Source organism: Pseudomonas sp. Leaf434 (assembly GCF_001425545.1).
Classification (GTDB): Bacteria; Pseudomonadota; Gammaproteobacteria; order Pseudomonadales; family Pseudomonadaceae; genus Aquipseudomonas; species Aquipseudomonas siliginis.
This window is the reverse complement of the sequence record NZ_LMQZ01000007.1, coordinates 108,287-135,045: the sequence shown is the minus strand read 5'-3', so window position 1 is coordinate 135,045 and position 26,759 is coordinate 108,287. Positions and strand designations below refer to the sequence as shown.

Annotated in this window: 24 protein-coding genes; 15 read left to right on the top strand and 9 right to left on the bottom strand. The window is 60.0% G+C overall.

Annotated elements, in window-relative coordinates:
• Window positions 1-191 precede the first annotated feature (191 nt).
• From ASG55_RS12745 to ASG55_RS12735, 3 genes are all read left to right on the top strand, one after another.
• A complete protein-coding gene (locus ASG55_RS12745; protein ID WP_056787119.1) occupies window positions 192-1,334 on the top strand; it encodes a hypothetical protein in 1,143 nt (380 codons plus the stop codon).
• 324 nt (window positions 1,335-1,658) lie between these two features.
• Window positions 1,659-2,105, top strand: coding sequence for an antitoxin PaaA2 family protein (locus ASG55_RS12740; protein WP_056787116.1), 447 nt, complete (start codon window positions 1,659-1,661; stop codon window positions 2,103-2,105).
• Window positions 2,105-2,377, top strand: a complete 273-nt coding sequence (locus ASG55_RS12735) for a type II toxin-antitoxin system RelE/ParE family toxin (protein ID WP_056787114.1) — start codon at window positions 2,105-2,107, stop codon at window positions 2,375-2,377. Before ASG55_RS12740 ends, ASG55_RS12735 begins: the two co-directional genes overlap by 1 nt.
• A 177-nt stretch (window positions 2,378-2,554) precedes the next feature.
• Here the strand turns inward: ASG55_RS12735 and ASG55_RS12730 are convergent, their stop codons facing one another.
• Entirely contained in the window at window positions 2,555-4,096 is a 1,542-nt protein-coding gene (locus ASG55_RS12730; protein ID WP_016772179.1) for a phosphoenolpyruvate carboxykinase, read from the bottom strand.
• A gap of 181 nt (window positions 4,097-4,277) precedes the next feature.
• Window positions 4,278-5,180 carry an Hsp33 family molecular chaperone HslO gene (hslO, locus tag ASG55_RS12725; protein WP_056787111.1) on the bottom strand — a complete coding sequence of 301 codons (903 nt, stop codon included), beginning with the start codon at window positions 5,178-5,180 and terminating at the stop codon, window positions 4,278-4,280.
• A 107-nt stretch (window positions 5,181-5,287) separates the two neighbouring features.
• Between hslO and ASG55_RS12720 the strand changes: the two genes are divergently transcribed.
• Window positions 5,288-6,088: a phosphatase PAP2 family protein gene (locus ASG55_RS12720; protein ID WP_056787109.1), complete on the top strand. Its 801-nt coding sequence runs from the start codon at window positions 5,288-5,290 to the stop codon at window positions 6,086-6,088.
• A 97-nt stretch (window positions 6,089-6,185) separates the two neighbouring features.
• On the opposite strand, the gene ASG55_RS12715 is transcribed toward ASG55_RS12720, so the two are convergent.
• A complete protein-coding gene (locus tag ASG55_RS12715; protein ID WP_056787106.1) occupies window positions 6,186-6,593 on the bottom strand; it encodes an RNA-binding S4 domain-containing protein in 408 nt (135 codons plus the stop codon).
• 116 nt (window positions 6,594-6,709) lie between these two features.
• Between ASG55_RS12715 and rimA the strand changes: the two genes are divergently transcribed.
• The 3 genes from rimA to rimK are packed head-to-tail and all read left to right on the top strand — an operon-like array spanning window position 6,710 to window position 8,887.
• Entirely contained in the window at window positions 6,710-7,489 is a 780-nt protein-coding gene (gene rimA / locus ASG55_RS12710) for a S6 modification regulatory phosphodiesterase RimA (RefSeq protein ID WP_056787096.1), read from the top strand.
• Window positions 7,490-7,505: 16 nt separating this feature from the next.
• Window positions 7,506-7,985: a retropepsin-like aspartic endopeptidase RimB gene (gene rimB / locus ASG55_RS12705; RefSeq protein WP_056787093.1), complete on the top strand. Its 480-nt coding sequence runs from the start codon at window positions 7,506-7,508 to the stop codon at window positions 7,983-7,985.
• The gene (gene rimK, locus ASG55_RS12700) at window positions 7,982-8,887 is read left to right on the top strand and encodes a 30S ribosomal protein S6--L-glutamate ligase (RefSeq protein WP_024011184.1); all 906 of its coding nucleotides are present in this window, start codon (window positions 7,982-7,984) and stop codon (window positions 8,885-8,887) included. The genes rimB and rimK overlap by 4 nt, the downstream gene beginning before the upstream one ends.
• A 129-nt stretch (window positions 8,888-9,016) precedes the next feature.
• Here rimK and ASG55_RS12695 read toward each other — a convergent pair whose 3' ends face one another.
• Window positions 9,017-10,330 carry an ATP-binding protein gene (locus tag ASG55_RS12695; RefSeq protein WP_016770645.1) on the bottom strand — a complete coding sequence of 438 codons (1,314 nt, stop codon included), beginning with the start codon at window positions 10,328-10,330 and terminating at the stop codon, window positions 9,017-9,019.
• A gap of 114 nt (window positions 10,331-10,444) precedes the next feature.
• Window positions 10,445-11,185, bottom strand: coding sequence for an osmolarity response regulator transcription factor OmpR (gene ompR / locus ASG55_RS12690; RefSeq protein ID WP_016772186.1), 741 nt, complete (start codon window positions 11,183-11,185; stop codon window positions 10,445-10,447).
• Between the two features lie 358 nt (window positions 11,186-11,543).
• Between ompR and ASG55_RS12685 the strand changes: the two genes are divergently transcribed.
• From ASG55_RS12685 to tauD, 7 genes are all read left to right on the top strand, one after another.
• Entirely contained in the window at window positions 11,544-13,868 is a 2,325-nt protein-coding gene (locus tag ASG55_RS12685; protein ID WP_056787091.1) for a Tex family protein, read from the top strand.
• Window positions 13,868-14,251 carry a PaaI family thioesterase gene (locus ASG55_RS12680; protein ID WP_056787088.1) on the top strand — a complete coding sequence of 128 codons (384 nt, stop codon included), beginning with the start codon at window positions 13,868-13,870 and terminating at the stop codon, window positions 14,249-14,251. Before ASG55_RS12685 ends, ASG55_RS12680 begins: the two co-directional genes overlap by 1 nt.
• Before the next feature lie 247 nt (window positions 14,252-14,498).
• Window positions 14,499-16,082 carry a glutamate--cysteine ligase gene (gene gshA, locus ASG55_RS12675; protein ID WP_041477477.1) on the top strand — a complete coding sequence of 528 codons (1,584 nt, stop codon included), beginning with the start codon at window positions 14,499-14,501 and terminating at the stop codon, window positions 16,080-16,082.
• A gap of 255 nt (window positions 16,083-16,337) precedes the next feature.
• Window positions 16,338-17,315, top strand: a complete 978-nt coding sequence (tauA, locus tag ASG55_RS12670) for a taurine ABC transporter substrate-binding protein (RefSeq protein WP_024011179.1) — start codon at window positions 16,338-16,340, stop codon at window positions 17,313-17,315.
• A gap of 15 nt (window positions 17,316-17,330) precedes the next feature.
• A complete protein-coding gene (gene tauB, locus ASG55_RS12665) occupies window positions 17,331-18,125 on the top strand; it encodes a taurine ABC transporter ATP-binding subunit (RefSeq protein WP_056787085.1) in 795 nt (264 codons plus the stop codon).
• Window positions 18,122-18,955, top strand: coding sequence for a taurine ABC transporter permease TauC (gene tauC, locus ASG55_RS12660; RefSeq protein WP_056787083.1), 834 nt, complete (start codon window positions 18,122-18,124; stop codon window positions 18,953-18,955). The genes tauB and tauC overlap by 4 nt, the downstream gene beginning before the upstream one ends.
• 144 nt (window positions 18,956-19,099) lie before the next feature.
• Window positions 19,100-19,942 (top strand): taurine dioxygenase, encoded by an 843-nt coding sequence (gene tauD, locus ASG55_RS12655; RefSeq protein WP_056787080.1) that lies wholly within the window; start codon window positions 19,100-19,102, stop codon window positions 19,940-19,942.
• Between the two features lie 199 nt (window positions 19,943-20,141).
• Here tauD and mgrA read toward each other — a convergent pair whose 3' ends face one another.
• The 3 genes from mgrA to ASG55_RS12640 form a co-directional block, all read right to left on the bottom strand.
• Window positions 20,142-21,179 (bottom strand): L-glyceraldehyde 3-phosphate reductase, encoded by a 1,038-nt coding sequence (gene mgrA / locus ASG55_RS12650; protein WP_056787077.1) that lies wholly within the window; start codon window positions 21,177-21,179, stop codon window positions 20,142-20,144.
• Between the two features lie 193 nt (window positions 21,180-21,372).
• A complete protein-coding gene (locus ASG55_RS12645) occupies window positions 21,373-22,692 on the bottom strand; it encodes an LLM class flavin-dependent oxidoreductase (RefSeq protein ID WP_056787075.1) in 1,320 nt (439 codons plus the stop codon).
• Window position 22,693: 1 nt separating this feature from the next.
• Window positions 22,694-24,919: a TonB-dependent receptor gene (locus tag ASG55_RS12640; protein ID WP_056787072.1), complete on the bottom strand. Its 2,226-nt coding sequence runs from the start codon at window positions 24,917-24,919 to the stop codon at window positions 22,694-22,696.
• Between the two features lie 203 nt (window positions 24,920-25,122).
• On the opposite strand from ASG55_RS12640, the gene ASG55_RS12635 reads away from it, so the two are divergent.
• Complete coding sequence (locus ASG55_RS12635; RefSeq protein WP_056787070.1) at window positions 25,123-26,160, top strand: LacI family DNA-binding transcriptional regulator; 1,038 nt, start codon at window positions 25,123-25,125, stop codon at window positions 26,158-26,160.
• Between the two features lie 38 nt (window positions 26,161-26,198).
• Here ASG55_RS12635 and ASG55_RS12630 read toward each other — a convergent pair whose 3' ends face one another.
• The gene (locus tag ASG55_RS12630) at window positions 26,199-26,600 is read right to left on the bottom strand and encodes a type II toxin-antitoxin system HicB family antitoxin (protein ID WP_039756416.1); all 402 of its coding nucleotides are present in this window, start codon (window positions 26,598-26,600) and stop codon (window positions 26,199-26,201) included.
• Window positions 26,601-26,759: the final 159 nt, after the last annotated feature.

Here is a 26,759-nt window from a genome sequence, read left to right as displayed (position 1 = left end):
ATCAATACTGAATGATACATGGGAAGCGAAAACAAGCGTTTAACAATCGAAGCGCCTCGACATACTTTCGAAAAGCTCAGCTACATATATAACAAACTTCACATTACAAACACAGATACAACAGCGCCCTTTATTTTTTACACCACCTAAAACTAACTTGGCTGCTCTTATACATATGCAAGAGCAACGAAATGACAACTTTAACAATATTTTTCTGCGGCACCGGCTCCAACAAGTTTGATGACAAACATAAAAGCTTCTGGGACGGCGAAATCGTTTCTACGCTCGCTGCACACCACAGCGGACGCGAATTTGCCGAGTGGATCGTCGTCGATGGCCCTGGCAGCGGCAATCTGCAAGCCGACGACCTGTTCACCAAGACCTCTGAATACGGCCTTTCCGGCACCCTGTTCGGCAAAGGCTGGGATGAAAACGTGCAACACGCTGTGAACATTATCAAAGGCAAATGCGACTGGCAGCGTAAACAACTGACCGAGTTAGAATATAACCGTCTGAAAGCCGCAGGCATTCCTATTGAAGATGTAAAAGTGGAAGGCTCCTGGTTCTGGCGCCAGTATAACTATGGCGATCGCAGTATCACGCAACAGAAACTACAGGAACAAATCATCAAGACTTTCCGCAAGGACGGCGTTATTCCTGCGCGAGTCAATCTGGTCGGCTGGAGCCGTGGCGGTATCAGTTGCCACATGCTCGCCAATGCGATGTTCCAGGACGCTGCACTCAAACATATTCCGGTGAATATATTTGCGATTGATCCAGTCCCGGGCATCGGCAACTTCCAGGAAAACCGCGTCAAACTTCAATCCAACGTCAAGGAATACATCGCCTTCTATGCCCGCGACGAGCGCTCAAAAGGCTTCAGCTGCGTGATCCCGCAAACCGCTACCGGCACCAAAACCTCGATCTATCCAATGGCCGGTCGCCACGCCACCCTCGCCGGCAACGCCACGGCCCTCGGCGGCGATCCCACCAACAGCAGCGACCTCAATGCGCTGATCGAGCCCGGCCGCATCGTTCGCCATCTGGCGGAAATCTGCCTCAAGCGTTGGGGCGTGCCACTGAGCAAAACGCTCAATCTGAGCGATGCCGACCTGCTGCGCTTCACCGGCACCATCGTCAGCGACGAAGCCCGCTACAAGAAGATGCACAGCCAGTCCTACACCTATTTCACCGAACAGGACAAAGGCGAGCGCTATGTCTCGCTGGGCAGCAAAGGCGTGCCGTTCTCGGCAGTCAAAGGCACGATCTACCGGCCGGCAACAGGACTGACCACAAGCCTGCTGGATATTTCTGGCTACCAACATTTGCGTTGAAAAGCGTTTAAGAATCGGTAGCAACGTCTGGCGAATTGTTCGCCCCATTCCTACTTCACGCGATGTCTTGTCGGCTATCGCGAGCGGGTGGTGCGAACCTATAGTCGTGGGTGTCGCTGCTTTGGCAGCGACACCCACATCACCCACGCCCTGTACCTGCTGACACAGGACGGCTGGGACCTGCTGCAAGTCAGATGCCCCCGGCCAAGTAACAAACGAAACATCATCGCTGCACACGCCGTGTCCAGCACCAGGAGTCAAAATTTGCAAACTACTATTGATTGCGTACGATGGGAGCCATTACTCAGCGAAGGGCTCGCATTTATGGCCAGCACTGAAATCATCGATCACAGCGCCCTCGTTCGCTTGGTCGAAAACGGTTCTGTGAGCGGCACAATTATCGTCGCGAAACCAGGAGGCTGGTCGGTCGAGATTCGGCAAGGCAGCCGCAAATGCGCGCTGACAGCACAACGCAGTGGTCAGGTGCGCCTGTTCAAGAGGCTGGAGACGCTTGTGACCTATCTGCAGGGCTTGGGCATCAGCCAATTCAACGTGGATGCCTCCGGCTATGACCCGCTGCAACTGAAAACCTACGCCAGGCCTGATCGCTCTGAAGCGTTGAAACAAGCCCATGAAGCGGCCGCTTATGAGGAATGGTTCAAGCGACAGGTGCAGATCAGCATCGATGATCCAAGGCCAAGTATCAGCGATGAAGATGCTCGCCGAATATTCGCCGCCAAGCGTGATGCCCTGCGTCAACGAGGGCGCTGATGAGGTTGGTCTGGCGCCCGGAAGCGCTTGCTGACCGAGACCGGATAATGGACCGAATCGGTCAGGACAACCCAGACGCTGCTGCGGATCTCGATGAAATGTTCGAATCAAAAGGGGAAATAGCAAGACAGCGCCCAACCTTGTACCGAAAGGGCAGGGTCCTCGGAACACGTGAAATCGTTGCGGCCGCCAACTACGTCATCGTCTACGCAATCAAAAAAGACCGGGTGGAAGTGCTGCGTGTCATGCATGCACGGCAGCAATGGCCTTAATTAGAGGATCATGTTGCAGTACTGTTGAGTGGCATTACTCTGGCCGTATCAGGCCAAAAATGAATGAATACTGCTACATGGCAAGTGACGAACCGCCGTTGAGATGAGCTTACCCAAATCTTCGCCCATGAAAAAACCGCCCCAAAGGGCGGTTTTTTATTCACTGCAAACTACTACTTACAACTTCGGCCCAGCCGCCTTGATCGCGTCGCTCACTTCGAACTTCTTGAAGTTCTCGATGAACAGACCGGCCAGTGCTTTCGCTGCCTCGTCGTACGCCGCCTTGTCAGCCCAGGTGTTGCGTGGGTTGAGCAGGTTGGTGTCGACGCCTGGTACGGCCAGAGGCACGTCGAGGTTGATGGTGTCCAGGTGCTCGGTGGCAGCACCGATCAGAGCGCCGCTCTGGATCGCTGCGATCACCGCGCGGGTGGTCGGGATGTTGAAGCGTTGGCCGACGCCGTAGCCGCCGCCGGTCCAGCCGGTGTTGACCAGGTAGACCTTGGAGCCGAAGCCGCGGATGCGCTTGATCAGCAGTTCTGCGTATTCGCCAGCCGGACGCGGGAAGAACGGTGCGCCGAAGCAGGTGGAGAAGGTCGACTTGATGCCGCTGCCCGAACCCATTTCAGTCGAGCCCACCAGTGCGGTGTAGCCGGAAAGGAAGTGGTAGGCCGCTTGCTCTTCGTTGAGGATCGACACTGGCGGCAGTACGCCGGTCAGGTCGCAGGTCAGGAAGATCACCGCGTTTGGCTCGCCACCCAGGTTCTTCTCGGAACGCTTGGCAACGTGCTCCAGCGGATACGCCGCGCGGCTGTTCTGGGTCAGGCTGACATCGGCATAATCGGCGTGCTTGGCGTCGTCGATGACGACGTTTTCCAGCACCGCGCCGTGCTTGATGGCTTTCCAGATAACCGGCTCGTTCTTCTCGGAGAGGTCGATGCACTTGGCATAGCAACCGCCTTCGATGTTGAACACCACGCCTTCGCCCCAGCCGTGTTCGTCGTCACCGATCAGGTAACGGCTTTCGTCGGCCGACAGGGTGGTTTTACCGGTGCCCGACAGACCGAAGAACAGGGTCACGTCACCGTCTTCGCCGATGTTGGCAGCGCAGTGCATTGGCAGCACGTCAGCGGCCGGCAGCAGGAAGTTCTGCACCGAGAACATGGCTTTCTTCATCTCGCCGGCGTAACGCATGCCAGCGATCAGCACTTTCTTCTGCGCGAAGTTGATGATCACGCAACCGTCGGAGTTGGTGCCGTCACGCTCAGGCACGCACTCGAAGTTGGCAACGTTGAGCACTTGCCATTCTTCACGGCCAGCCGGGTTGTACTGGGCCGGGTTGATGAACAGGCAACGACCGAACAGGTTCTGCCAGGCAGTCTGTGTGGTCATTTTCACGGCCAGGTAGTGATCTTCCGCCGCGCCTACATGCACGTGGGAAACGAAGTGCTCTTGCGCGTTGTTGAAGGCCTCGACGCGAGCCCACAGGGCATCGAACTTGTCGGCCGGGAACTTGCGGTTGATCGGGCCCCAGGCAATAGCGGCCTGGGTGGAAGGCTCTTCAACGATGAAACGGTCGACTGGCGAGCGGCCGGTGCGGTGACCGGTGCGAACAACCAGAGCGCCGGTATCGGCAAGCTCGCCTTCACCGCGATTCAGGGCTTCTTTTACCAGATCATCAACACTCAGATCGGTGTACACGGCGTTATTGGCTTGCGTCATGAGGTTCCCCGTCGGCCAGTGGCCGAGTGTGCTCCAAACGTTTTGTAGTAGAAAGTCGTGCACTACTACCGCGAAAAAAGTGGGCCGGATTATGCCAGAAAAGCCCAAAAAGAGTAGGGTCCTCCCGTCGTAACGGCGATATTCCGTCATTCCGCAGTGAATTTACCTGCGCTGAACCGTTTTAGTGACGGGTATCTGACGGCGTATCGACGCCCGCGCCAGCGAACAATTGAGCAATATCGGCTGCGTCAAACAGGTACTGCTGATTGCAGAACTGGCAATCGATCTCGACTTTGCCGCCCTGCTCGGCGGCCAGCGCCAGCGCATCTTCCAGCCCAAGACTGACCAGCGCATTGCCGGAGCGCTCCCGCGAGCAGCTGCAACTGAAGCGCAGATGCTGCACATCAAACAGACGTACCTGCTCTTCGTGGTACAGGCGATGCAGCACGGTTTCGTTGTCCAGACTAATGAGCTCATCAGCGCTCAAGGTGCTGGCCAGTGCGGTGAGATGCTGCCAGCTGGCGGCGCGTTCCTCTTCGTCTTTCAAGCGATCGGCGGGGAGTTGTTGCAGCAACATGCCACGGGCACGACGACCGTCGGCGAAGAGCTTGAAGCGGGTGCCGACCTGTTGCGACATGACGAAATAGTTGGTGAAACAGTCCGACAGGGTCTCGCCGTCAAGATCAACAATGCCCTGATAGCGCTGGCCAACAGTCGGGTCGACGGTCAGGGCCAGAACGCCGTTCGGCATCAAGTCGGCAAGGGTCGCGTCAACCGCGATCTGCTCGGCGTCGTAACGCGCCAGGCCACGGATTTCGCGCTCGCTGGAACACTCGATCATCAGCAGCGGAATCGGCCCTTCCGAGCGTGCCTGCAAAATCAGCAAGCCATCGAACTTGAGCGTGCCGACCAGTAACGACGCGGCCGCCATCAGTTCGCCGAGCAACTGCGCGACCGGCTCCGGGTACGGGTGTTTGGCGAGGACTTCGGCGTAGCTGCGCTCCAGCGCTACCAGTTCGCCGCGAGTGTCGCTGTCATCGAAGATGAAGCGTTGAGTGAAATCGGTATCCGCTAGGTCGGTCATAGGTCTGGGTATCTGAATGTGATGACAAAATGATTACAAAACGTGAAAATTTGCGCTTGCTGGCACTTTTTTTGGTGCCGGCGCTTTTTCGCCATGGGAGGCATTTTATGAACAATCCGCGTTTGTTCCAATCAAGGTGGAACCTCGGCCGGCTGGTTCTGTGTAACGTAGTGCCGTTGGCGCTACTGGCTTTCTGGTTATGGCCTACCGGCCAGATGCTGTGTGTGATTTTCGACGAGTGGCTGTTCCGCTCGCTGAATGCGCCGCTGGCCAGCAACCCGATATGGCTCCACATCTGGGCAATTGCAAGTCTGCGCCCGTTCGACATCGTCGTCGGACTGATTCTGCTGACGCTGCTGATCAAGGGCGACTGGGTCTTCAGGGCGATCGACGTGCGTCGCGCGTTCTTCGGCTTTTTCTCGATCCTGCTGCTGATGGTGGTGATCCGCGCGCTGTTTTCCAAATTCGCCGATCACATGGGCTGGCAGCACAGCAGCCCGTCAATGGTGCTTGAGGGCGCCGTGCACATCAGCGATTACTTTCCGCATCTGGAAAAAACCTGGGAGCTGAAGGACCGTTCCGGCCAGAGTTTCCCCGGTGATCATGCCTCAGTGCTGTTGATCTGGGCATTGTTCATGGGCGTGTTCAGCCGCACCTTCGGACAATTTCTAACAGTATGGGGTCTGGCAGTGTTGTTCATGCTGCCGCGTCTGGTGGCCGGCGCGCATTGGGGTCAGGACGACTACATCGGCGGCTTGCTGCTGGCGGTGTGGGCGTTGGGCTGGGGTTACTACACACCGTTTGCCTATCACGCGGCGAACTTCTGGTTGAAGCTGACCGCGCCGGTTTTCGCGTTGCTGGGCAAGCTGCCGATGGTGTCGCGGATGAGTGTGGTGCGTAGCGCCTGATACCGCGTCGTACTCGATTCGCGAGCAGGCTCGCTGCCACAGACGACTTGATCAAATGTGGCAGCGAGCCTGCTCGCGAAGAGGCCGGCACAACGTTTCAATCTTCGTTGCTGCTACCGCGAAACTTGAACAGATCACGCCGCTGTTTCTTGCTCGGCTTGCCATCGGTGCTCACGCCCAACGATCCCGCCTTGCGCATCGCCGCAGCTGCTTCACGCTTGGCAATACTCGCTTCGGTCTCGGCATACAAGGCCTGCGCCTCGGGTGCGCCACGACGCACGATCGACAATGCCTCGACCTTCACCGTGCGCACTTCGAAGCCGGTACGTATCTCGAACTCATCACCGATGCGCGGCTCCTTGCCCGGTTTGCAGCGCTCGCCACGGCAATGCACCTTGCCACTTTCAATGGCGGCTTTGGCCAATGCACGGGTCTTGTAGAACCGCGCTGCCCATAGCCATTTATCGAGACGGACCTTGTCGTCCTCCTCCTGCTTCTGTCCCATATGAATTCCTCGCTCAGCCAGTAGTCGGAACTGTACTACCGTTTCTGTCGGGCGCAAGAACTCGGCCCTCCAGATAGACTGTGATCTTCGCCGCCTGACCGGCCTGGAGTGACCGCGTGACTAAATTTCCAACTTCGTTGACCTCACCCAAGGGCGGTTGCCAGGGCTGCCAGCAGAGCGAACGGCTGGACTTCGATTTTGCCTTCGCCTACCAGCCGATCGTCGACCTGCGCGACCAATCGGTATTCGCCCACGAGGCGCTGGTGCGAGGCGTGGCCGGGGAAGGTGCACTGTCGGTGTTAAATCAGGTTACAGAAGATAACCGCTACCGTTTCGACCAGCTCTGCCGGACCCGCGCCATCGAAGGCGCGGCGAGCCTTAATATGCAGACACACTTGTCGATCAACTTTTTGCCCAACGCCGTCTACCGTCCAGAGCTATGCATTCGCAGCACGCTGGAGGCCGCACGCAAACACAACTTTCCGATCGACCGACTGATTTTCGAAACCCTGGAAATCGAGCACGTAGATAATTATCGCCATTTGACCAATATTCTGCGTGAATACCGCGAATTCGGCTTCAAGACCGCCATCGACGATTTCGGTGCCGGTTATTCTGGGCTCAATCTGCTGGCTGATTTCCAACCGGACCTGATCAAACTCGACATGGCGCTGATCCGCGATGTCGACCAGGATCGTGTCCGTCAGGTGATCGTGCGGGGGATTGTCACAATGTGTGCGGAGTTGGACGTTACAGTCATTGCCGAAGGCATAGAAAGCGCCGGGGAACGGGATTTCCTCGCGGACTGTGGAATATTCCTGATGCAGGGCTACTGGTTCGCCAGACCGGCATTCAAAGCGTTGGCCCAGGTGCCGGACGAGGCCTGGAAGCGTTAACCCTTGGTTTTTTTCTTTGAAGACATTTGATCATTTGACCGTTGTCGGTCTGCGCGAGTGGGTGGCGCTCCCGGGCCTGGGACTCGCGGGCCTGCGCGCAAAAATCGACACCGGCGCCAGCACCTCCAGCCTGCACGCCACCGATATCGAACCGTTCGAACGCGACGGCGAGAAATGGGTGCGCTTTACCGCGCATCTCGGCACCGTGGTGCAGTTGCGTCACCGGCGCTGCGAAGCGCCACTGGTCACGCGCAAAACCATCAAGAGCTCCAACGGCCATGCGCAAGTGCGCTATGTGATCAGCACCACGCTGGCCCTGGGTGATCGGGTCTGGCCGGTGGAGTTCACCCTGGCCTGCCGCAAGTCCATGCGCTATCGCCTGTTGCTCGGTTCCAAAGCCCTGATCGATGGCCAGTTGGTGGTCAATCCGGGCATCAAGTATGTACAAGACAAGCCGGTGTTCCCGGTATCTACCTCCTCCACAGGTGTTGCATGAAGATCGCTGTGCTGTCGCGTAATCCGCGTCTGTATTCCACCCGCCGTCTGGTCGAAGCCGGAATCGAGCGCGGGCATGAAATGGTGGTGATCGACACCTTGCGCGCCTACATGAACATTGCCAGCCACAAGCCGCAGATCCATTACCGCGGCAAACCGCTGGAAGGTTTCGACGCGGTGATCCCGCGGATCGGCGCGTCGGTGACGTTCTACGGCTGCGCGGTGTTGCGTCAGTTCGAAATGATGGGCGTGTTCCCGCTCAACGAGTCGGTGGCCATTGCCCGTTCGCGGGACAAATTGCGTTCGCTGCAACTGCTGTCGCGGCGCGGCATCGGTCTGCCGGTCACCGGTTTTGCACACTCGCCGGACGACATCCCCGACCTGATCGCCATGGTCAACGGCGCACCGCTGGTAATCAAGGTACTGGAAGGCACCCAGGGCATCGGCGTGGTGCTGTGCGAAACAGCCACGGCGGCAGAGTCGGTGATCGAAGCGTTCATGGGCCTGAAGCAGAACATCATGGTTCAGGAATACATCAAGGAAGCCGGCGGCGCGGATATCCGCTGCTTCGTGGTCGGCGACAAGGTGATCGCGGCAATGAAGCGCCAGGCCAAACCGGGCGAGTTTCGTTCCAACCTGCATCGCGGCGGCAGCGCCAGCCTGATCAAGATCACCCCGGAAGAACGCATGACCGCGTTACGCGCTGCCAAGGTCATGGGCCTGGCGGTGGCGGGTGTGGATATCCTGCGCTCCAATCACGGTCCGCTGGTGATGGAAGTGAATTCGTCGCCGGGACTGGAAGGCATCGAGACCACCACTGGCAAGAATGTCGCCGGAATCATCATCGAGCATCTGGAAAAGAATGGCGGGCCGAATATGACCCGCACCAAGGGCAAAGGTTAACCCAGAGATATTCGGCGGCTGGAAAGCCGCCTTCGCGAGCAGGCTCGCTCCCACAGTTGATCGCATTCCAAAATGTGGGAGCGAGCCTGCTCGCGAAGGGGCCATCCGCCCTCTTGAAGATCTCAGCGCTTAAACAGCATCACGCGGCAACATCAACCCCAACGGCAACCGCACCCGCGCTTCCAGCCCCCCCCCGGACCGGTTGCGCAATTCGACATTGCCGCCATGCATCGCCGCAATCCTTTTCACGATCGCCAGCCCCAGCCCGGTGCCTTTGCCACCGCGAGCCCGATCACCTCGGGTAAACGGGTTGAAGATCGCTTCAAGCTCGGACGGATCAATACCCGCGCCACGGTCCATCACGCTCAGCACCACATACGGCGCGCTGGTATCTCCCGACACATAAGCCGCGACTTCAACACCCGTGCCGGCATGGTTCAAGGCATTGCCGATCAGGTTGTTGAGCAGGCGTTTCATCGACACCCGACGCAGCGGAAACGGCTGGATCGGCTCCAGGCGCAGGCGCACTTTCTCTTCGTTCTGGTTGTATGGCGCGGCGACTTCGCGCACCAGATCGCTGAGGTCGACCTCTTCCACCGACTCGTCACGACCGTCGCGAATGAACGCGAGGAACTGGTCGAGAATCGCGTCCATGTCCTCGATGTCGCGGACCATGTCGTCGGTGAGGTCGGTGTGATCGCCCATCAGCTCCAGCGACAGGCGCAAGCGCGTCAGCGGTGTGCGCAAGTCGTGGGAAACCCCCGCCAGCATCAGCTCGCGCTCACGCCCGGCCTGTTCGACGTCCTCGGCCATCTGGTTGAAGGCGCGATAAACCTCGGTCATTTCGCTCGGCGTATCACTGATCGGCAGACGTACGCTGCGACCCTGGCCGAGTTGCCGCGCGGCATACACCAGGCGCTTCAACGGCTGGTTGAGCTGGCTGACGAAAATCCATGCGGAGGCTGTCGACAACAGGCCGATGGCGAGGAACCAGCCGAGCACGTTCCAGATTTTCTGGCCGCGCAACGGATGCGGATACAGCGGTACTTTCAGCCAGCCATCGCCCAGGCTCGGTGCCCTCACCCACAGTGCCGGCGGCGAATGCATGCGCAAACGCACCTCGGTGTCGGCACCCAGTTCCGCCTGCATCTGACGTTGGTAGATTTCGCTGTACGGCCAGTGCTGCTCGCCTTCCGGCACACCGGCGCCGACCACCCGAATCAGGGTCGCGGCATCGGCAATTTTTGCGCGGTTCTCTTCGTCGGCGGCCCAATAGGCGCGCAGCGTCAGAGCGACACCATGGCTGTATTGGCGGTCCACCAGCACGTCCTCGTTCATCAACAGATAAACCAGGGTCAGCGCCTTGGAAAACAGTACGACGATCAGCACCAGCCATAGGGTGCGGGAGAAAAAACTTTGGGGGAACCAGACGGGGGTTTTCATCTTTAACCGCTACACACTTGCAGGAGCGAGCAATGCTCGCATATTGCGGATTGCGAGTCTGTGGCAATGGCCGTGCGACCAGAGCCTTGCAGACCCGCTCCTACAAATCACCGATCACTTGGTGGCGGTGCCATCCGGTACGAACACGTAACCCACGCCCCAGACAGTCTGGATGTAGCGCGGTTTCGACGGATCGGGTTCGATCATGCGGCGCAGACGCGAGATCTGCACGTCGATGGAACGCTCCAGCGCATCCCATTCACGGCCACGGGCGAGGTTCATCAGCTTGTCGCGAGTCAGCGGCTGACGCGCGTTCATTACCAGCGCCTTGAGTACCGCGAACTCACCGGTGGTGAGCATGTGCACTTCATCGCCACGCTTGAGCTCGCGGGTCGCCAGCGACAACACGTAATCACCGAAGGTGACGTTTTCGTCTTCACTGCCCGGTGCGCCCGGCACCGGTGCGGCCTGACGGCGCAATACCGCTTTGACCCGAGCCATCAGCTCGTCCGGGTTGAACGGCTTGGCCAGGTAATCGTCGGCGCCCAGTTCAAGGCCCTTGATACGGCTCAGCTCATCGCCCTTGGCGGTGAGCATGATGATCGGAATCTGGTTGTTCGCGCTGCGCAGACGGCGGCACGCGGTCAGGCCGTCTTCGCCCGGCAGCATCAGGTCGAGAACGACCAGATTGAACACTTCACGCGCCAGCAGACGGTCCATCTGCTCGGTGTTCGGAACGGTACGGGCACGGTAGCCCTTGCTGACGAAGAAACGCTCCAGCAGGCTGCTCAGCCCCGGATCGTCATCAACGATAAGAATTTTTTCGCCTTCAGCCGTTTGTGCAGTGCTGCTCATTGGATGCTCCTTTTAGCTCGGCGCGCATTATGGCGTAGCTGCCGTTATACGCACCGTGTGCATTGTTAGCAGATTTTTCCTTCACTGCCAGAAAACCGGGGTTTATGCCTACAGCCTGCAACGCCCCCGAATGACAGAACGCTGGTTATAATGCGCGGCGTTTTGCGCCAGGCAACGTCTGAATCGTTACCGTAAGTGGCCGGTATTTTTTCCGGCCCTGTGCAGTAACTGTTCGATTTCACGGGTCAATGGGCAGCTTCTTGATCCAGGCAGCGGCAATTTTCCAGCCGCTCAATCAGCCTCCAGGCCATTATCTGCGTGCCTGCGAGCCTGCTTTCATACTATGTCAGGTGGTTTTATGGACAGCATCAACAGCCGCATCGCCGAGGAACTCGGCGTACGCCCACAACAGGTCGAAGCGGCCGTCGCGCTACTCGATGAAGGTTCTACCGTCCCCTTCATCGCCCGTTACCGGAAAGAAGTCACCGGCAGCCTCGATGACACTCAGTTGCGTCATCTGGAAGAGCGCCTGCGCTACCTGCGAGAACTCGACGAACGGCGCATCAGCATCCTCGCCAGCATCGAAGAGCAAGGCAAGCTCACCCCTGCCCTGGAACGCGACATCAAGCTCGCCGACACCAAAACCCGTCTCGAAGACTTGTACCTGCCGTACAAGCAGAAGCGCCGCACCAAGGGCCAGATCGCCCTCGAAGCCGGCCTCGGCGAACTGGCCGACGGCTTGTTCAACGACCCGAACCTGTCGCCGGAAACCGAAGCCGCACGCTTCGTCGATGCCGAAAAAGGTGTGGCCGACGTCAAGGCTGCGCTGGAAGGCGCCAAGTACATCCTCATGGAGCGCTTCGCCGAAGACGCCAGCCTGTTGGAAAAGCTGCGTAATTTCCTCAAACAGGAAGCGATCCTCAGTGCCCGCGTCATCGCTGGCAAGGAAGAGGAAGGCGCCAAGTTCCGTGATTATTTCGAACACGACGAGCCGCTGAAGAGCATGCCGTCGCACCGCGCCCTCGCCATTTTCCGTGGCCGCAACGAAGGCATTCTCAGCTCCGCATTGAAAGTCGGCGATGAGTTGCCTGGCACCATGCACCCGTGCGAAGGCATGATCGCTCAGCAGTTCGGCATCCAGAACCAGAACCGCCCGGCGGACAAATGGCTCGGTGAAGTGGTGCGCTGGACCTGGAAGGTCAAGCTCTACACCCACCTGGAAACCGACCTGCTCGGCGAGTTGCGCGATGGCGCCGAAACCGAAGCGATCAACGTTTTCGCGCACAACCTGCACGACCTGCTGTTGGCCGCTCCGGCCGGCCCTCGCGCGACGCTGGGCCTCGACCCGGGCCTGCGTACCGGCTGCAAGGTGGCCGTGGTCGACTCCACCGGCAAGCTGCTCGACCACGCCACGGTTTACCCGCACGTGCCGCACAACAAATGGGATCAGACCATCGCCATCCTCGCCGCGCTATGCGCCAAGCATTCGGTGGACCTGATCGCCATCGGCAACGGCACTGCCAGCCGCGAGACCGACAAGCTGGCGATCGAGCTGATCAAAAAATATCCAGCGATGAAAATGACCAAGGTCATGGTTTCCGAAGCCGGCGCCTCGGTGTACTCGGCCTCGGAACTGGCGGCCAAGGAATTCCCGGACCTCGATGTGTCGATCCGTGGCGCCGTGTCGATCGCCCGTCGCCTGCAGGATCCGTTGGCCGAGCTGGTGAAAATCGATCCGAAATCCATTGGCGTCGGCCAGTACCAGCACGACGTCTCGCAGCTGAAACTGGCGCGCGGTCTGGACGCCGTGGTCGAGGACTGCGTGAACGCCGTGGGCGTGGATGTGAACACCGCCTCCGTGGCCTTGCTGGCACGGATTTCCGGCCTCAATGCGACGCTGGCGCAGAACATCGTTGCTCACCGTGACGAACACGGCGCGTTCAAGACCCGTGCAGCGCTGAAGAAAGTCGCGCGACTGGGCGAGAAAACCTTCGAACAGGCCGCCGGTTTCTTGCGCGTGATGAACGGCGACAACCCGCTGGATTCGTCGGCGGTGCACCCGGAAGCCTATCCACTGGTGCAGCGCATTGCCGCTGAAACCGACCGCGACATTCGCTCGCTGATCGGCGATGCCGCGTTCCTCAAGCGTCTGGACCCGAAGAAATTCACCGACGAAACCTTCGGTCTGCCGACCGTCACCGACATCCTGCAAGAACTGGAAAAACCCGGTCGCGACCCACGTCCGGAGTTCAAGACTGCCGAATTCCAGGAAGGCGTCGAAGACCTCAAGGATCTGCAACTGGGGATGATCCTTGAAGGCGTGGTGACCAACGTGACGGCGTTTGGTGCATTCGTCGATATCGGCGTGCATCAGGATGGTCTGGTGCACATCTCGGCGCTGTCGGAGAAGTTCATCAAGGACCCGCGCGAAGCGGTCAAGGCCGGTGACGTGGTGAAAGTGAAGGTCATGGAAGTCGATATCCCGCGCAAACGCGTCGGTCTGTCGATGCGCATGAGCGACACTCCCGGCGAGAAAATCGATGGCGCCCGTGGCTCGCGTCCGGGCTCGGCACCGCGCCAGTCTTCGGGCAACGCGCCGCGCAAGGAAACCGCCACAGCCGCGCCGGTGAACAATGCGATGGCCTCGCTGTTCGCCAACGCCAAGCAGTTGAAGAAACGCTGATGGAAATGCCGGCCGGGCTCGTCGAGAGCGCGTTTTTCAAGCTGTTGGGCTGTCGCCTGCACAGTCTCGAAACCGGGGTGGCGCAAGTCGCCCTGGCGCTTGAGCCCGATCTGCGCAACCGCGGCGGCAAACTGCACGGCGGCGCGCTGTTCAGTCTGGTCGACATCGCCATGGGCCTGGCTTGTTCCAGCAGCCATGGCTTCGATCAGCAGAGTGCGACCATCGAATGCAAGATCAACTACATCCGCGCCGTTTCCGACGGCGAGGTGCTGTGCACGGCGCGGGTGATCCACCCGGGCCGGCGCACGCTGGTGGTCGAAGCCGAGGTGGTGCAGGGCGACAAACTGGTCGCAAAAGCGCAAGGCACCTTCGCTGTCCTGTAGATGTTGCTCATCATTTTGAGTTAATTTCGGCGCAACGAATCCTGTGGGAGCTGCCGAAGGCTGCGATCTTTTGATTTTGTTTTTCAACAGCAAGATCAACAGATCGCAGCCTTCGGCAGCTCCTACGGGTTCATGTGTGCGGCTGACAGGCTAGAAAACCAGGCGATAACGCCAGTTTCAACTTCACCCTTGTAGACCGTCTTGCCCACCCCCATATTGGGGCGACTGACGCGTGAAGGAATCCAAATTGAGCGAACTTCTCAACCGCCGCCTGGCTCTGCTCGGCGAGCGCGCCAACCTCTCTCTGCTCAAGCAGTGCCTGCACGGTATCGAACGTGAATGCCTGCGTGTGACCAGTGAAGGTCGCCTGGCGCAAACGCCGCACCCCGAAGCCCTGGGTTCCGCGCTGACCAACGAACAGATCACCACCGACTACTCCGAGTCGCTGCTGGAATTCATTACGCCAGCCCTGCCGGATCCTGCCGACACGCTGGCGAGCCTGGACAAGATTCATCGTTTTGCCTACAGCAAACTCGGCAACGAGTACCTGTGGAGTCCATCGATGCCGTGCCCGTTGCCGGCCGAGGAAGATATTCCGATCGCCTATTACGGCACCTCCAACATCGGTCAGCTCAAGTACGTTTATCGCAAGGGCCTGGCCCTGCGCTACGGCAAGACCATGCAATGCATTGCCGGGATTCACTACAACTTTTCCCTGCCGGAACAGCTCTGGCCATTGCTGCGCGAGGCCGAAGGTTTCGTCGGCACCGATCGCGATTTCCAATCGGTTTCCTACATCGCGTTGATTCGCAACTTCCGTCGCTACAGCTGGCTGCTGATGTACCTGTTCGGTGCCTCGCCGGCGCTGGACGCCGGCTTCCTGCGCGGGCGTTCGCATCAGCTCGAGCAGCTCGATCCGGACACGCTGTATCTGCCGTACGCCACCAGCCTGCGCATGAGCGATCTCGGTTATCAGAGCAATGCCCAGGCCGGCCTGACACCGTGCTACAACGACCTGGCGAGCTACACCGACAGCCTGCGCGAAGCCGTGGCCACGCCCTACGCGCCATACGTGGAAGTCGGCACGCACAAGGATGGCGAATGGGTGCAGCTCAACACCAACATCCTGCAGATCGAAAACGAGTACTACTCCAACATCCGCCCGAAACGCGTGACCTACACCGGTGAGCGGCCGATCCAGGCGCTGATGGCGCGCGGCATCCAGTACGTCGAAGTGCGCTGCCTGGACATCAACCCGTTCCTGCCGATGGGCATCGACCTCACCGAATCGCGCTTCATCGACGCCTTCCTGCTGTACTGCGCGCTGAACGACAGCCCGCTGCTGACCAACACTTCGTGCGGCAACGCCACCTCGAACTTCCTCAGCGTGGTCAAGGAAGGTCGCCGTCCGGGCCTGCAATTGCAGCGTGACGGTCAACCGGTCGAGATGAAGCAATGGGCGGCCGAACTGCTGGAACAGATTGCTCCGCTGGCGGCGATGCTCGACCAGAGCGTCGGCGGCGATGCCCACAGCAAGGCGCTGGATGCGCAACTGGCCAAGGTCAACGACCCGTCCCTGACCCCATCGGCGCAGGTGCTGGCGGCCATGGCTGAGCACAAGGAAAGCTTTGCGCAGTTCTCCCTGCGCCAGAGCCAGACCCACGCCGAGTTCTTCCGCAGCGAGCCGTTGGCGGCTGACGAGCAAGCGAAGTTTGAAGAACTGGCGCGCGCATCGCTGGCGCAGCAGACCGAGCTTGAACAGAACGAGGTTGGCGATTTCGATGTGTTTGTTGGCGCGTATCAGGCGAGCATCCTCGCCATCAGTAATTAAAGCCGCCCCGGCCTTGATCGTTCCCACGCTCTGCGTGGGAATGCAGCCTGTGACGCTCCGCGTCACTTTGGACGCAGAGCGTCCTTTGAGGCGTTACCACGCAGAGCGTGGGAACGATCAGTCAATGGCTCATCCTCTCCTGTCTTAGATTTTTCCGCTCATATGCTCATTCGAAAAAGTTATTTATTTATCGATTCTTAGATCATTTAGTCTCCATTCACGCCGACATTCGGTCGCCTGATCTGGAGCTCTCAATTGAAACTGAATTTCCCGCTTCGCCTGCTCGCCGCCGCCTCGCTGGCCGCTGCAAGCTTCCTGGCCCAGGCGGCCGATCTCACCGTCGCCTACCAGACTACCGTCGACCCGGCCAAGGTCGCTCAGGCCGACGGCGCCTACGAGAAAGCCACCAAGGCCGATATCAGCTGGCGCAAATTCGATAACGGTGCCGACATCATTGCCGCCATCGCGTCCGGCGATGTGCAGATCGGCTATCTCGGTTCGAGCCCGTTGACCGCTGCGATCACGCGCAAAGTGCCGGTGGAAACCTTCCTCATCGCCACCCAAATCGGCGCCGCTGAAGCATTGGTCGCGCGTGACGGTTCCGGCATCAAGACTCCGCAGGATCTGATCGGCAAGAAAATCGCCGTGCCATTCGTGTCCACCGGGCACTACAGCCTGCTCGCGGCGCTCAAGCACTGGAACATCGACCCGTCGAAAGTCACCGTGCTCAACCTCGCGCCGCCAGCCATCATCGCGGCGTGGAAACGCGGCGATATCGACGCCACTTACGTTTGGGATCCGGCACTGGGCGTCGCCAAGGAAAACGGCAAAGTGCTGATCACCTCCGGCGAACTGGCCAAGTTCGGCGCGCCGACCTTCGACGCGTGGATCGTGCGCAAGGACTTCGCCGAGAAGCACCCGGAAATCGTCACCGCATTCGCCAAGGTCACCCTCGACGCCTACGCCGCTTACCGCAAGGATCCGCAGGCCTGGCTGGCCAACCAGAGCAACGTCGACAAACTGGTCAAACTCTCCGGCGCCAAGGCCAGCGACATCCCATTGCTGCTGCAGGGCAACGTCTACCCATTGGCGGCGGATCAGGTCAGTGACCTCGGCGCGCCGACCACCAAAGCCATCACCGACACCGCCGCGTTCCTCAAGGAGCAAGGCAAGGTCGAAGCCGTGCTGCCGGACTACGCGCCTTACGTCAGCGCCAAATACATCACCAACTGATCGGGAGGTACAGCGATGGCCTTGCTACAGCTGGAGCGCATCAGCGCACAGTACCCGGGCAGCCCGGAGCCGGTGCTGGCGGATATTTCTCTGACCCTGGGGCCGCAGCAATTGCTGGTCGCCCTCGGCCCGTCCGGCAGTGGCAAGACTTCGCTGTTGAACCTGATTGCCGGCTTCGTCGAGCCGAGTGCCGGGCGCATCACCCTTGACGGCGTGCCGGTCAAAGGCCCGAGCGCCGAACGTGGCGTGGTGTTTCAGGACGACGCTTTATTGCCTTGGCAGGACGTACTGGCCAACGTCGCCTTCGGCCTCGAACTGGCCGGTGTCGGCAAGGACAAGCGGGAAAAAATCGCCCGTGAAATGCTCGCGCTGGTCGATCTTGCCGGCTTCGAAGACCGACGCATCTGGCAATTGTCCGGTGGCCAGAAACAACGCGTCGGCCTCGCCCGCGCCCTCGCCGCCGATCCGCGCGTGCTGCTGATGGATGAGCCGTTCGGTGCGCTTGATGCATTCACTCGCGAACAGATGCAGGAACTGTTGCTGCAAGTCTGGCAGCGCACCGCCAAGCCGGTTTTCCTGATTACCCACGACATTGAAGAAGCGGTGTTCCTCGCCACGGACCTGATTCTGCTGGCACCGAATCCGGGGCAGATCGTCGAGCGCCTGCAGCTGGATTTCGGTCAGCGTTACGCCGCTGGCGAGTCGGCCCGCGCGATCAAGTCCGATCCGCGTTTTATCGAAACCCGCGAGCACGTGCTGAGCAAAGTCTTCTCGCAACGCAGCGCCGTAACCCGGCAGGAGCGCGCATGAGCAGTTACGAGGTTTCCGCTGCGGCGGTGAAAACACCTTCGGCGGGCATCCCGGTGCGCCGCAGCCTCAGCACTCGCTGGATCAGCCTGCTGACCCTGTTCGGCCTGTTGGCGGTCTGGTGGGCGGTGACCGCTACCGAGTTGATCGAACCGCTGTTCTTGCCACCGCCCTCTGCCGTGCTGCAAAAGGGCTGGTTGCTGGCGACGTCGGGGTACATGGATTCGACGTTATGGCAGCACCTGGGCGCGAGCCTGAGCCGCATCGGCCTTGGTCTCGCTTTTGCGATTCTCACCGCCGTGCCGGTGGGCATTGCCATTGGTGCAAACCGCATCGCTCGCGGTGTGCTCGATCCACTGATCGAGTTCTACCGTCCTATTCCGCCGTTGGCGTATCTGCCGCTGATCGTGATCTGGTGCGGCATTGGCGAGTTGTCGAAAGTGCTGCTGATCTACTTGGCGATTTTTGCGCCGATTGCCATTGCCACCGCGACTGGCGTGCGTACCGTCGACCCAGCAAAACTGCGCGCGGCGCAGTCGTTGGGCGCGACGCGCGTGCAGTTGATTCGCCATGTGATTCTGCCCAGCGCCCTGCCGGACATTCTCACTGGCGTACGCATTGGCCTGGGGGTTGGCTGGTCGACCCTGGTTGCGGCCGAACTGATTGCTGCCACCAGCGGCTTGGGTTTCATGGTGCAGTCGGCCGCGCAATTCCTGGTCACCGATGTCGTGGTGCTGGGAATTCTGGTCATCGCCCTGATCGCCTTCGCCATGGAAATGGGCCTGCGCGCATTGCAGCGCAGACTGGTGCCATGGCACGGCCAGGCGCACTAAATCGCCTTGTGAAAATTCCCCTGTGGGAGCGAGCCTGCTCGCGAAAGCGTCAGATCATTCACTGCACTGTCGCCTGACACTCTGCATTCGCGAGCAGGCTCGCTCCCACAAAAGCATGACACTCCGAATTCGAAGAGAACGACCATGAGCACCCTCAACATCACCCCGTTAAGCTCGGCCCTCGGCGCGCAGATCAGCGGCGTCGACATCAGCCAGCCGCTGAGCCTGGAACACCGCGACGCCATCGAACAGGCGTTGCTCAAATATCAGGTGCTGTTCTTCCGCAACCAGCCGATCGAGCCGGCACAGCAGGCACGTTTCGCGCATTATTTCGGCGACCTGCACATTCATCCGATCTACCCGAACGTGCCGGAACAACCGGAAGTACTCATCCTTGACACCGCCGTCACCGACGTGCGCGATAACGCGATCTGGCACACCGACGTGACCTTCCTGCCAACGCCCGCGATGGGCGCAGTGCTCAGCGCCAAGTTGCTGCCGGAGTTCGGTGGCGACACGTTGTGGGCCAGCGGCATTGCTGCGTATGAAGCGTTGTCGGAGCCAATGAAGTCCCTGCTCGAAGGTCTGACGGCCACCCACGATTTCACTCGTTCGTTTCCGCTCGAGCGCTACGGCAACACGCCTGAGGCGCTGGCGCAGTGGGAAGAAGCGCGGCGCAAGAATCCGCCGCGGTCGCACCCGGTGATTCGCACCCACCCAGTGAGCGGGCGGCGCTCGCTATTCGTCAATGAAGGATTTACCTCAAAGATCAACGAATTGTCGGAAACCGAGAGCGAGGCGATCCTGAAGTTTCTGTTCGCCCACGCGACACGGCCGGAATTCACCATTCGCTGGCGCTGGCAGAAGGACGACATCGCTTTCTGGGACAACCGCGTGACGCAGCATTACGCGGTGGACGATTACCGCCCGGCGCGGCGGGTGATGCAGCGGGCGACGGTGTTGGGGGATGTGCCGTTTTTTCGCTGAGCCCTTTTAAAGGCAAAAGCCCCTCACCCTAACCCTCTCCCGGAGGGAGAGGGGACTGATTGGGGATGCTGTAGAAGTACGCCGACCTGAACGTACTTTGCTGAATCCATAATCGACTCGGTATTTCAGGTCGATGTAAGACGCAAGACACCTCGGTCGGCTCCCTCTCCCTCTGGGAGAGGGCTGGGGTGAGGGTGGCTCACTCCGCCGTCGAAGGCTTCTCCCAAAGATTGATCCCGCCCTCCTGGGCAAACCGGTCAATCTCCGCCAGCTCTTCTGCACTGAAGCTCAGATTCTTCAACGCCCCAACGTTCTCGACAATCTGCTCCGGCCGGCTCGCACCAATCAGTGCCGAGGTCACTCGTGGATCACGCAGCGTCCACGCCAGTGCCAGTTGCGCCAGGCTCTGGCCGCGACGCTGGGCGATCTCGTTCAACGCTCGCACGTGAGCGATGTTGGCCTCGGACAAGTGCGAAGCCTGCAGCGAGCCGCCGCCCGGGCGATTGACTCGCGCATCGGCCGGCACGCCGTTGAGGTATTTGTCGGTGAGCAAGCCCTGCGCCAGCGGCGTGAACGCGATGACGCCCGTGCCGAGTTCATCGGTGGTGTCGAGCAGATCCTTTTCCACCCAGCGATTGAGCAGGTTGTACGCCGGTTGATGAATCAGCAGCGGCACTTTCCATTCTTTCAGCAGCGCGGCCATCTCGCGGGTTTTCACCCCGGAATAGGACGAGATACCGATGTACAGCGCCTTGCCCTGCTGCACAGCGGTGGCGAGGGCGCTGGCGGTTTCTTCCAGCGGGGTGTCCGGGTCGAAGCGGTGCGAATAGAAGATGTCCACATAGTCCAGACCGAGGCGTTGCAGGCTCTGGTCGAGGCTGGCCAGCACGTATTTGCGCGAACCGCCGCCCTGACCATACGGGCCGGGCCACATGTCCCAACCGGCCTTGCTGGAGATGATCAGCTCGTCGCGATACTGCTTGAAGTCTTCGCGCAGAAGGCGACCGAAATTGATCTCGGCGCTGCCGTATGGCGGGCCGTAATTGTTGGCCAGATCGAAATGATTGATGCCCAGATCGAACGCGGTGCGCAGCAAGGCACGCTGGGTCTCGATCGGCGTGCTGTCGCCAAAGTTGTGCCACAGGCCCAACGACAAGGCCGGCAGCACCAGACCGCTGCGACCGACGCGGCGGTAAGGAATGGAGTCGTAGCGGTTTTCGGCAGCGGTGTAAGTCATCGAATCCTCTCTTGTCTGTCTTTTAGTCATCTGCAACCGGACATCTTTGTGGCGAGGGGATTTATCCCCGATGGATGGCGAAGCCGCCCCAAAACCTGAAACCTCGGCGAATCTGGTGTACCGAATGCGCTGGTTTTACGACTGCTTCGCAGCCGAACGGGGATGAATCCCCTCGCCACAAAAGCCCCATCAATCATGCAAAGCGATTTGCTGGTCGAACCAGCCCCAGGTTCTGCCGCAGCGTGCGGCCTTCATATTCAGTTCTGAACAAGCCACGCCGTTGCAGTTCCGGCACCACGCCATTGGCGAAATCTTCCAGCCCGCCCGGCAGGTGCGGCACCAGCACATTGAAGCCGTCCGCCGCGCCTTGTTCGAACCACTCCTGCAGGCAATCGGCAATCTGTGCCGGCGTGCCGACCAGGCTGTGATGCCCCCGCCCGCCAGCGATCCTGCGACCAAGCTCGGCGAGGGTCAGGCTCTCCCGCCCGGCCAGCTCGGTCAGCAATTTCTGTCGGCTCTGCTGACCGCTGTCAGTCAGCGGCAATGGCGGCAGCGGCCCGTCCAGCGGGTACTTCGATAAATCGAAGTTGCCCAGCATACGCCCAAGCAGCGCGACGCCCACCTCCGGTTCGACCAATTGCTGAAACGTTTCAAACTTTTCCTGCGCTTCAGCTTCGGTAGCAGCGACCACCACGAACACACCGGGCATGATTTTCAGCGAATCGGTGCTGCGCCCGAACTTGGCCAAGCGTCCCTTGATATCAGTGTAAAATGCCTGTGCGGCGGCCAGCGAAGTCTGCGCGGTGAACACCACTTCCGCCGTTTGCGCCGCCAGTTCGCGCCCGGCTTCGGAAGAACCGGCCTGGACGATCACCGGTTGCCCCTGCGGCGAGCGCGCGACGTTCAGCGGGCCTTTGACCCGGAAATGTTCACCGACATGATCGAGCACGTGCAGCTTCTGCGGGTGGTAATAGGCGCCGCTGGCCTTGTCGCGGTGGAAGGCATCGTCTTCCCAACTGTCCCAGAGCCCGGTGACCACCTGATGAAACTCACGGGCGCGGCTGTAGCGTTCGGCGTGGCCGATGTGTGCGTCGCGGCCGAAATTCAGCGCCTCGGCCGCATTGTCCGAAGTCACCAGATTCCATCCCGCCCGTCCGCCCGACAAATGATCGAGCGAAGCGAACTTGCGCGCGACGTGGTATGGCTCGTTGTAACTGGTGGTGGCCGTGGCGATCAGGCCGATGTGCTCGGTCACCGCGCTCAGTGCCGAGAGCAAGGTCAGCGGCTCGAAGTGATCGGAGCGCGCCATGCGGCTGGCGATGTTTTCGGTCGGTGCGGCGACGCTGTCGGCGACAAACAGCGCATCGAACTTTGCCGCTTCGGCGATCTGCGCCAGACGTTTGTAATGGGCGAAATCCAGCCCAGCATCCGCCGGCACGTCCGGGTGCCGCCAGGCCGCTACGTGATGCCCGGTGGCCATGAAAAACGCACCGAGTTTCATCTGTCTGCTCATCTCAGAAATCCTTGCGCAGTTGCACGCCGAAATAGCGCTCGTCATCCCGTGGCACGGCGCGATAGATGTAGCTGCCGCCACTGGCCAGCAATGACGAATAGGATTTGTCGGCGAGGTTCTTGCCGAGCAGGGCGACACGCCAGCCATTGCTGTAATCGGCCAAGGCGACGCTGGCGTTCCACAGCCCGTAGGCGCCCTGTTTGGTATCGGGGTTCTGGCTGATGTCGTACTGCACTTCGCTCTGCCAGCTGTAGTCAGTGCCCAGTTCGATATCGAGACCGTTGTCCAGCGGAATTGTGTAGTCGGCGCGCACGTAGCTTTTCCAGTCCGGGCTGAACGGCAATGGTTTGCCGTTGACGTTGCACGACGCCGCCGCGCCGGCCGGGCAGGCGAATTCGTCGATGCGTGCGCGGGTGTAGGCCAGTGAGCCGGAGAACTTCAGTTGCTGGGTGGCTTGCAGGGCGTAATCGAGTTCGATGCCTTCACTGGTGACGCTGCCGGCGTTGATCAAACGCGTCACCACCTGCCCGGCGACGGTGTCGAAAAAGTTCGCCTGATAGTTGTCGTACTCGCTGTGGAAGATCGCCAGGTTGGTGGTCAGGCGGTTGTTCCAGGAGGTGGCTTTGATCCCCACTTCCCAGGTGTTGGAGGTCTCCGGTTTCAGCGCTTCGGTGTCGCGCGGCTGCATGTTGAAAAACACGTTGTACGCCGGGCCTTTGTAACCGCGCGAATAGGTCAGGTAACTGGTAACGGTATCGCTCAGGTCATATTGCAGACCGAGGCGACCGGACCAGCCGTCCTCGTCCACCGAGCCAGAGCTACTGGTCGCCGGTTGAATGCCGCTGACGGTGGTCGCTGATGTTGAAACGCGACGGTGATCGTATTTCAGATCATCGTGGGTATAGCGCAGACCGGCGATGCCGCGAAAGTTCGAAGTGAAGTTCAGCGTGCTCTCACCAAACACCGCGTAGCTGTCGCTGGTGGTGCTGTAATCGGCAACGCCACGGTCGGTGCGTGTGGTGGTCGTGAGGGTGCGCTGATAGGTCTCGTCGTCCTTGCCGTGCATGTAGAACAGGCCGCCGACGTACTCGAGAAACTCGCCCTTCGGTGAGGCCAGACGCAGCTCTTGCGAATACTGGTCGAAGGCCAGATCGCCTTTATCTGCCGTGCCGGGGAACGCCGCCGTCACGGTGCCGAGGCGATCACCATCCTGATACTGGGTATTGTCCCAGCCGCGCCATGCGGTGATCGATGTCAGCGTGTAATCGCCCAGTTGCCAGTCGAGCTGGCCGGACAGGCCTTTGTTGATGTCCTCGATGTGAGAGCGGGTGTCGGTGTTGATGTCGCGGTTGTGGCTGCTCGCGCTCACCGGACTCAGCGCGTTGGCGAAGGCCGGCGTCAGCGCTTGGCTGACGACACCATTGGGCGCGTCGTCGTGGGACTGCATGTAGTCCGCGATCAGGGTGAAAGTAATGTCGTCGTTCGGGGTGAATTCGAGTTTGCCGCGCACACCGCGGTGGTTGTAACCGTTGACCTCGTGGCCGTTGTGTTGATTGTCGATGTTACCGTCGTACGTGCCGAACAAGGTGCTGATCGAGCCCTTCAGCGTGTCCGGAATCAGACTGCCGCCAAGGCCGAAACGGCTGCGGCTTTCGTTGCCGCTGTAGAACGCCTGATCGATATAGCCGTGTGTTTCGGCGGTCGGTGCCTTGCTGGAGATGTTGAGTACACCGGCCGAGGCATTCTTGCCGAACAGCGTGCCTTGCGGGCCGCGCAGCACTTCCACGCGCTCCAGATCGAGCAGATCCAGCGTGGCCTGACCGGGCCGCGCGTACACCACGCCGTCGATCACTGTCGCCACGGTCGGCTCGACGCCGGGCGAGGTGGAAATCGTGCCGACGCCGCGCACGAATAACGAGGTGTCCTTGTTCGAGGCGCCGGTACGGAAATTCAGCGACGGCACTTGCTGAACGATGCTCGCCAAGCTATTGCGGTTATCGCGTTCGAGCTGTTCGCCGTCGAGCACGGAAACCGCCACCGGCACTTTCTGCAGGGACTCTTCGCGGCGAGTCGCGGTCACCGTGACGGATTTCAGCGTCGGTTCCTGATCGCTGCTGTCAGCGGCAAACGCCATGGGCAGCGGCAGCGCCGCCAGCCCGGTGAAAATCCAGCCCGCCGCGTGTATCGACTGCGTCAGTGTGTGTAATGCCCCAGGAAAATTACGCATAGGTGTTCGCTCGAAAATGGCCCTGAACCGCTGCCGTTCTGCGACGACAGCGCCTGAATCTGTCTTGGGCATTCGCTCGAGCGAGTAGCAGACAACGCGCCTTGTTAGCGCTAACATCGGCAATATTGGCCATCGGCGAATAGAGCGTCCAATACTGAAAAATTACTTTTATATGCGATTTGGTTTTTAGAAAGGATCGAGTCTTGAACGTTGAAAAACCGCGTAAACGTCGTGGCGCCGGCCGTGTAACGTTGAATGCCGTGGCGCGTGCGGCCGGGGTGTCGGCGATTACCGTGTCGCGGTATTTCAATCAGCCCGAACAGGTTTCGCCCGAGCGGCGCGAGCGTATTGCAGCGGTGGTTGCCGAGCTCGGTTATGTGCCGAATCTGGTGGCGGGTGGTCTGGCCTCGGCGCGGGGGAAAATCGTCGGCATGGTCATTCCGAACATCTCCGGGTCGATTTTTGCCAACACGATCCAGGGCTTCAGCGACACCCTTAGCTGTCACGGTTATCAACTGTTGCTGGCGTCGAGTTATTTCGATATCAAGCAGGAAGAAAATGCCGTGCGCGCGTTTCTCGGCTGGTCGCCGGCAGCGCTGGTGCTGACCAGCCACTTTCACAGCGCAGGCACCGAGAAAATGCTCGCCGAGGCGGATATTCCAGTGATCGAAACCTGGGATTACCAGCCGGAACGCGGGCCGATGCAGATTGGCTTTTCGCATTTCGAAGTGGGCGTGACAGCGGCAAGGCATCTGCTGGACAAAGGCTATCAACGCATTGCTTTCGTACAGAACAGTGCGCCGGGCGACTTCAGTGCACTGGAGCGCCGCGATGGTTATGCCGCCACTGTGCGTGAAGCAGGACGTGAGCCATGGATCTTCGCCCCGGACGCCGACCGCGCACCGTTCGAGGCCGGCAAGCAAGCGATGGACGCCCTGATGAACGCCTCACCACGCCCCGACGCGATCATCTTCGCCAACGACAATCTCGCCGCCGGCGGCCTCCTCGCCGGACAACGCGCGGGTATCAAAATCCCCGCAGACTGCGCCGTGCTCGGCTTCGGTGATTACCCGTTTGCCGAGATGTTATTGCCCAGTCTGAGCACGATCAAACCGCCAGCGCTGGAGATTGGCGTGCTGGCGGCAACGCGAGTGCTGGAAAGCCTTGGCGTACTGCCCAACGAAGCAGTGCAACGGCTGAACCTGCTGCGATGCCAAGTGATCGAGCGCGAAAGCTCCTGACTGCGGGAGTGAGCAGGATCGCTCCCACAGAATTTCTGTCATACCGACAATTCGCGCAGCGCAGCCGCCGCCAGAAATCCGGAGCGGGAACGGTAGCGCCGGTCTCGCCGGACGGTCTGGTCAATACGTTCCAGCAACTGCTCGGGCAATGTGGCATTGAAGCGCACTGATTTGCCGAAGTAAGGCGTGATGTCAAAGTCGACCACGCCCCAGATACCGCCCGCGTAATCCGGGTTATCAAGATGAGCATCAATGTCGCGCACTTGCGGCAGTGGGGCGCCATCGGCGACCAGCCCCTCGTAGTGCAGCGCCAGCGCTTCCTGCGTGTTTTCGAAAGCTTCGGCTACCGTGGCGCCTGCGGAATAACACCCCGGTACGTCCGGAATGATCACGCCGTAGTCCGAGTCGGCATCCTTATGCAGAACGACCGGGAATTTCATAAAGGTTTCCTTCGCCCTTTCCGACGTCAAGAATTACAACTCTAGGGCATAAAGCGCGCAGCGATACACACCATACACACTTGGATAAATAATAGTCTGTTTCGTGATCATCACAGAGGGACGGATCGCCGGCAGGGCCCAAGATTGCGATGGGCAGTG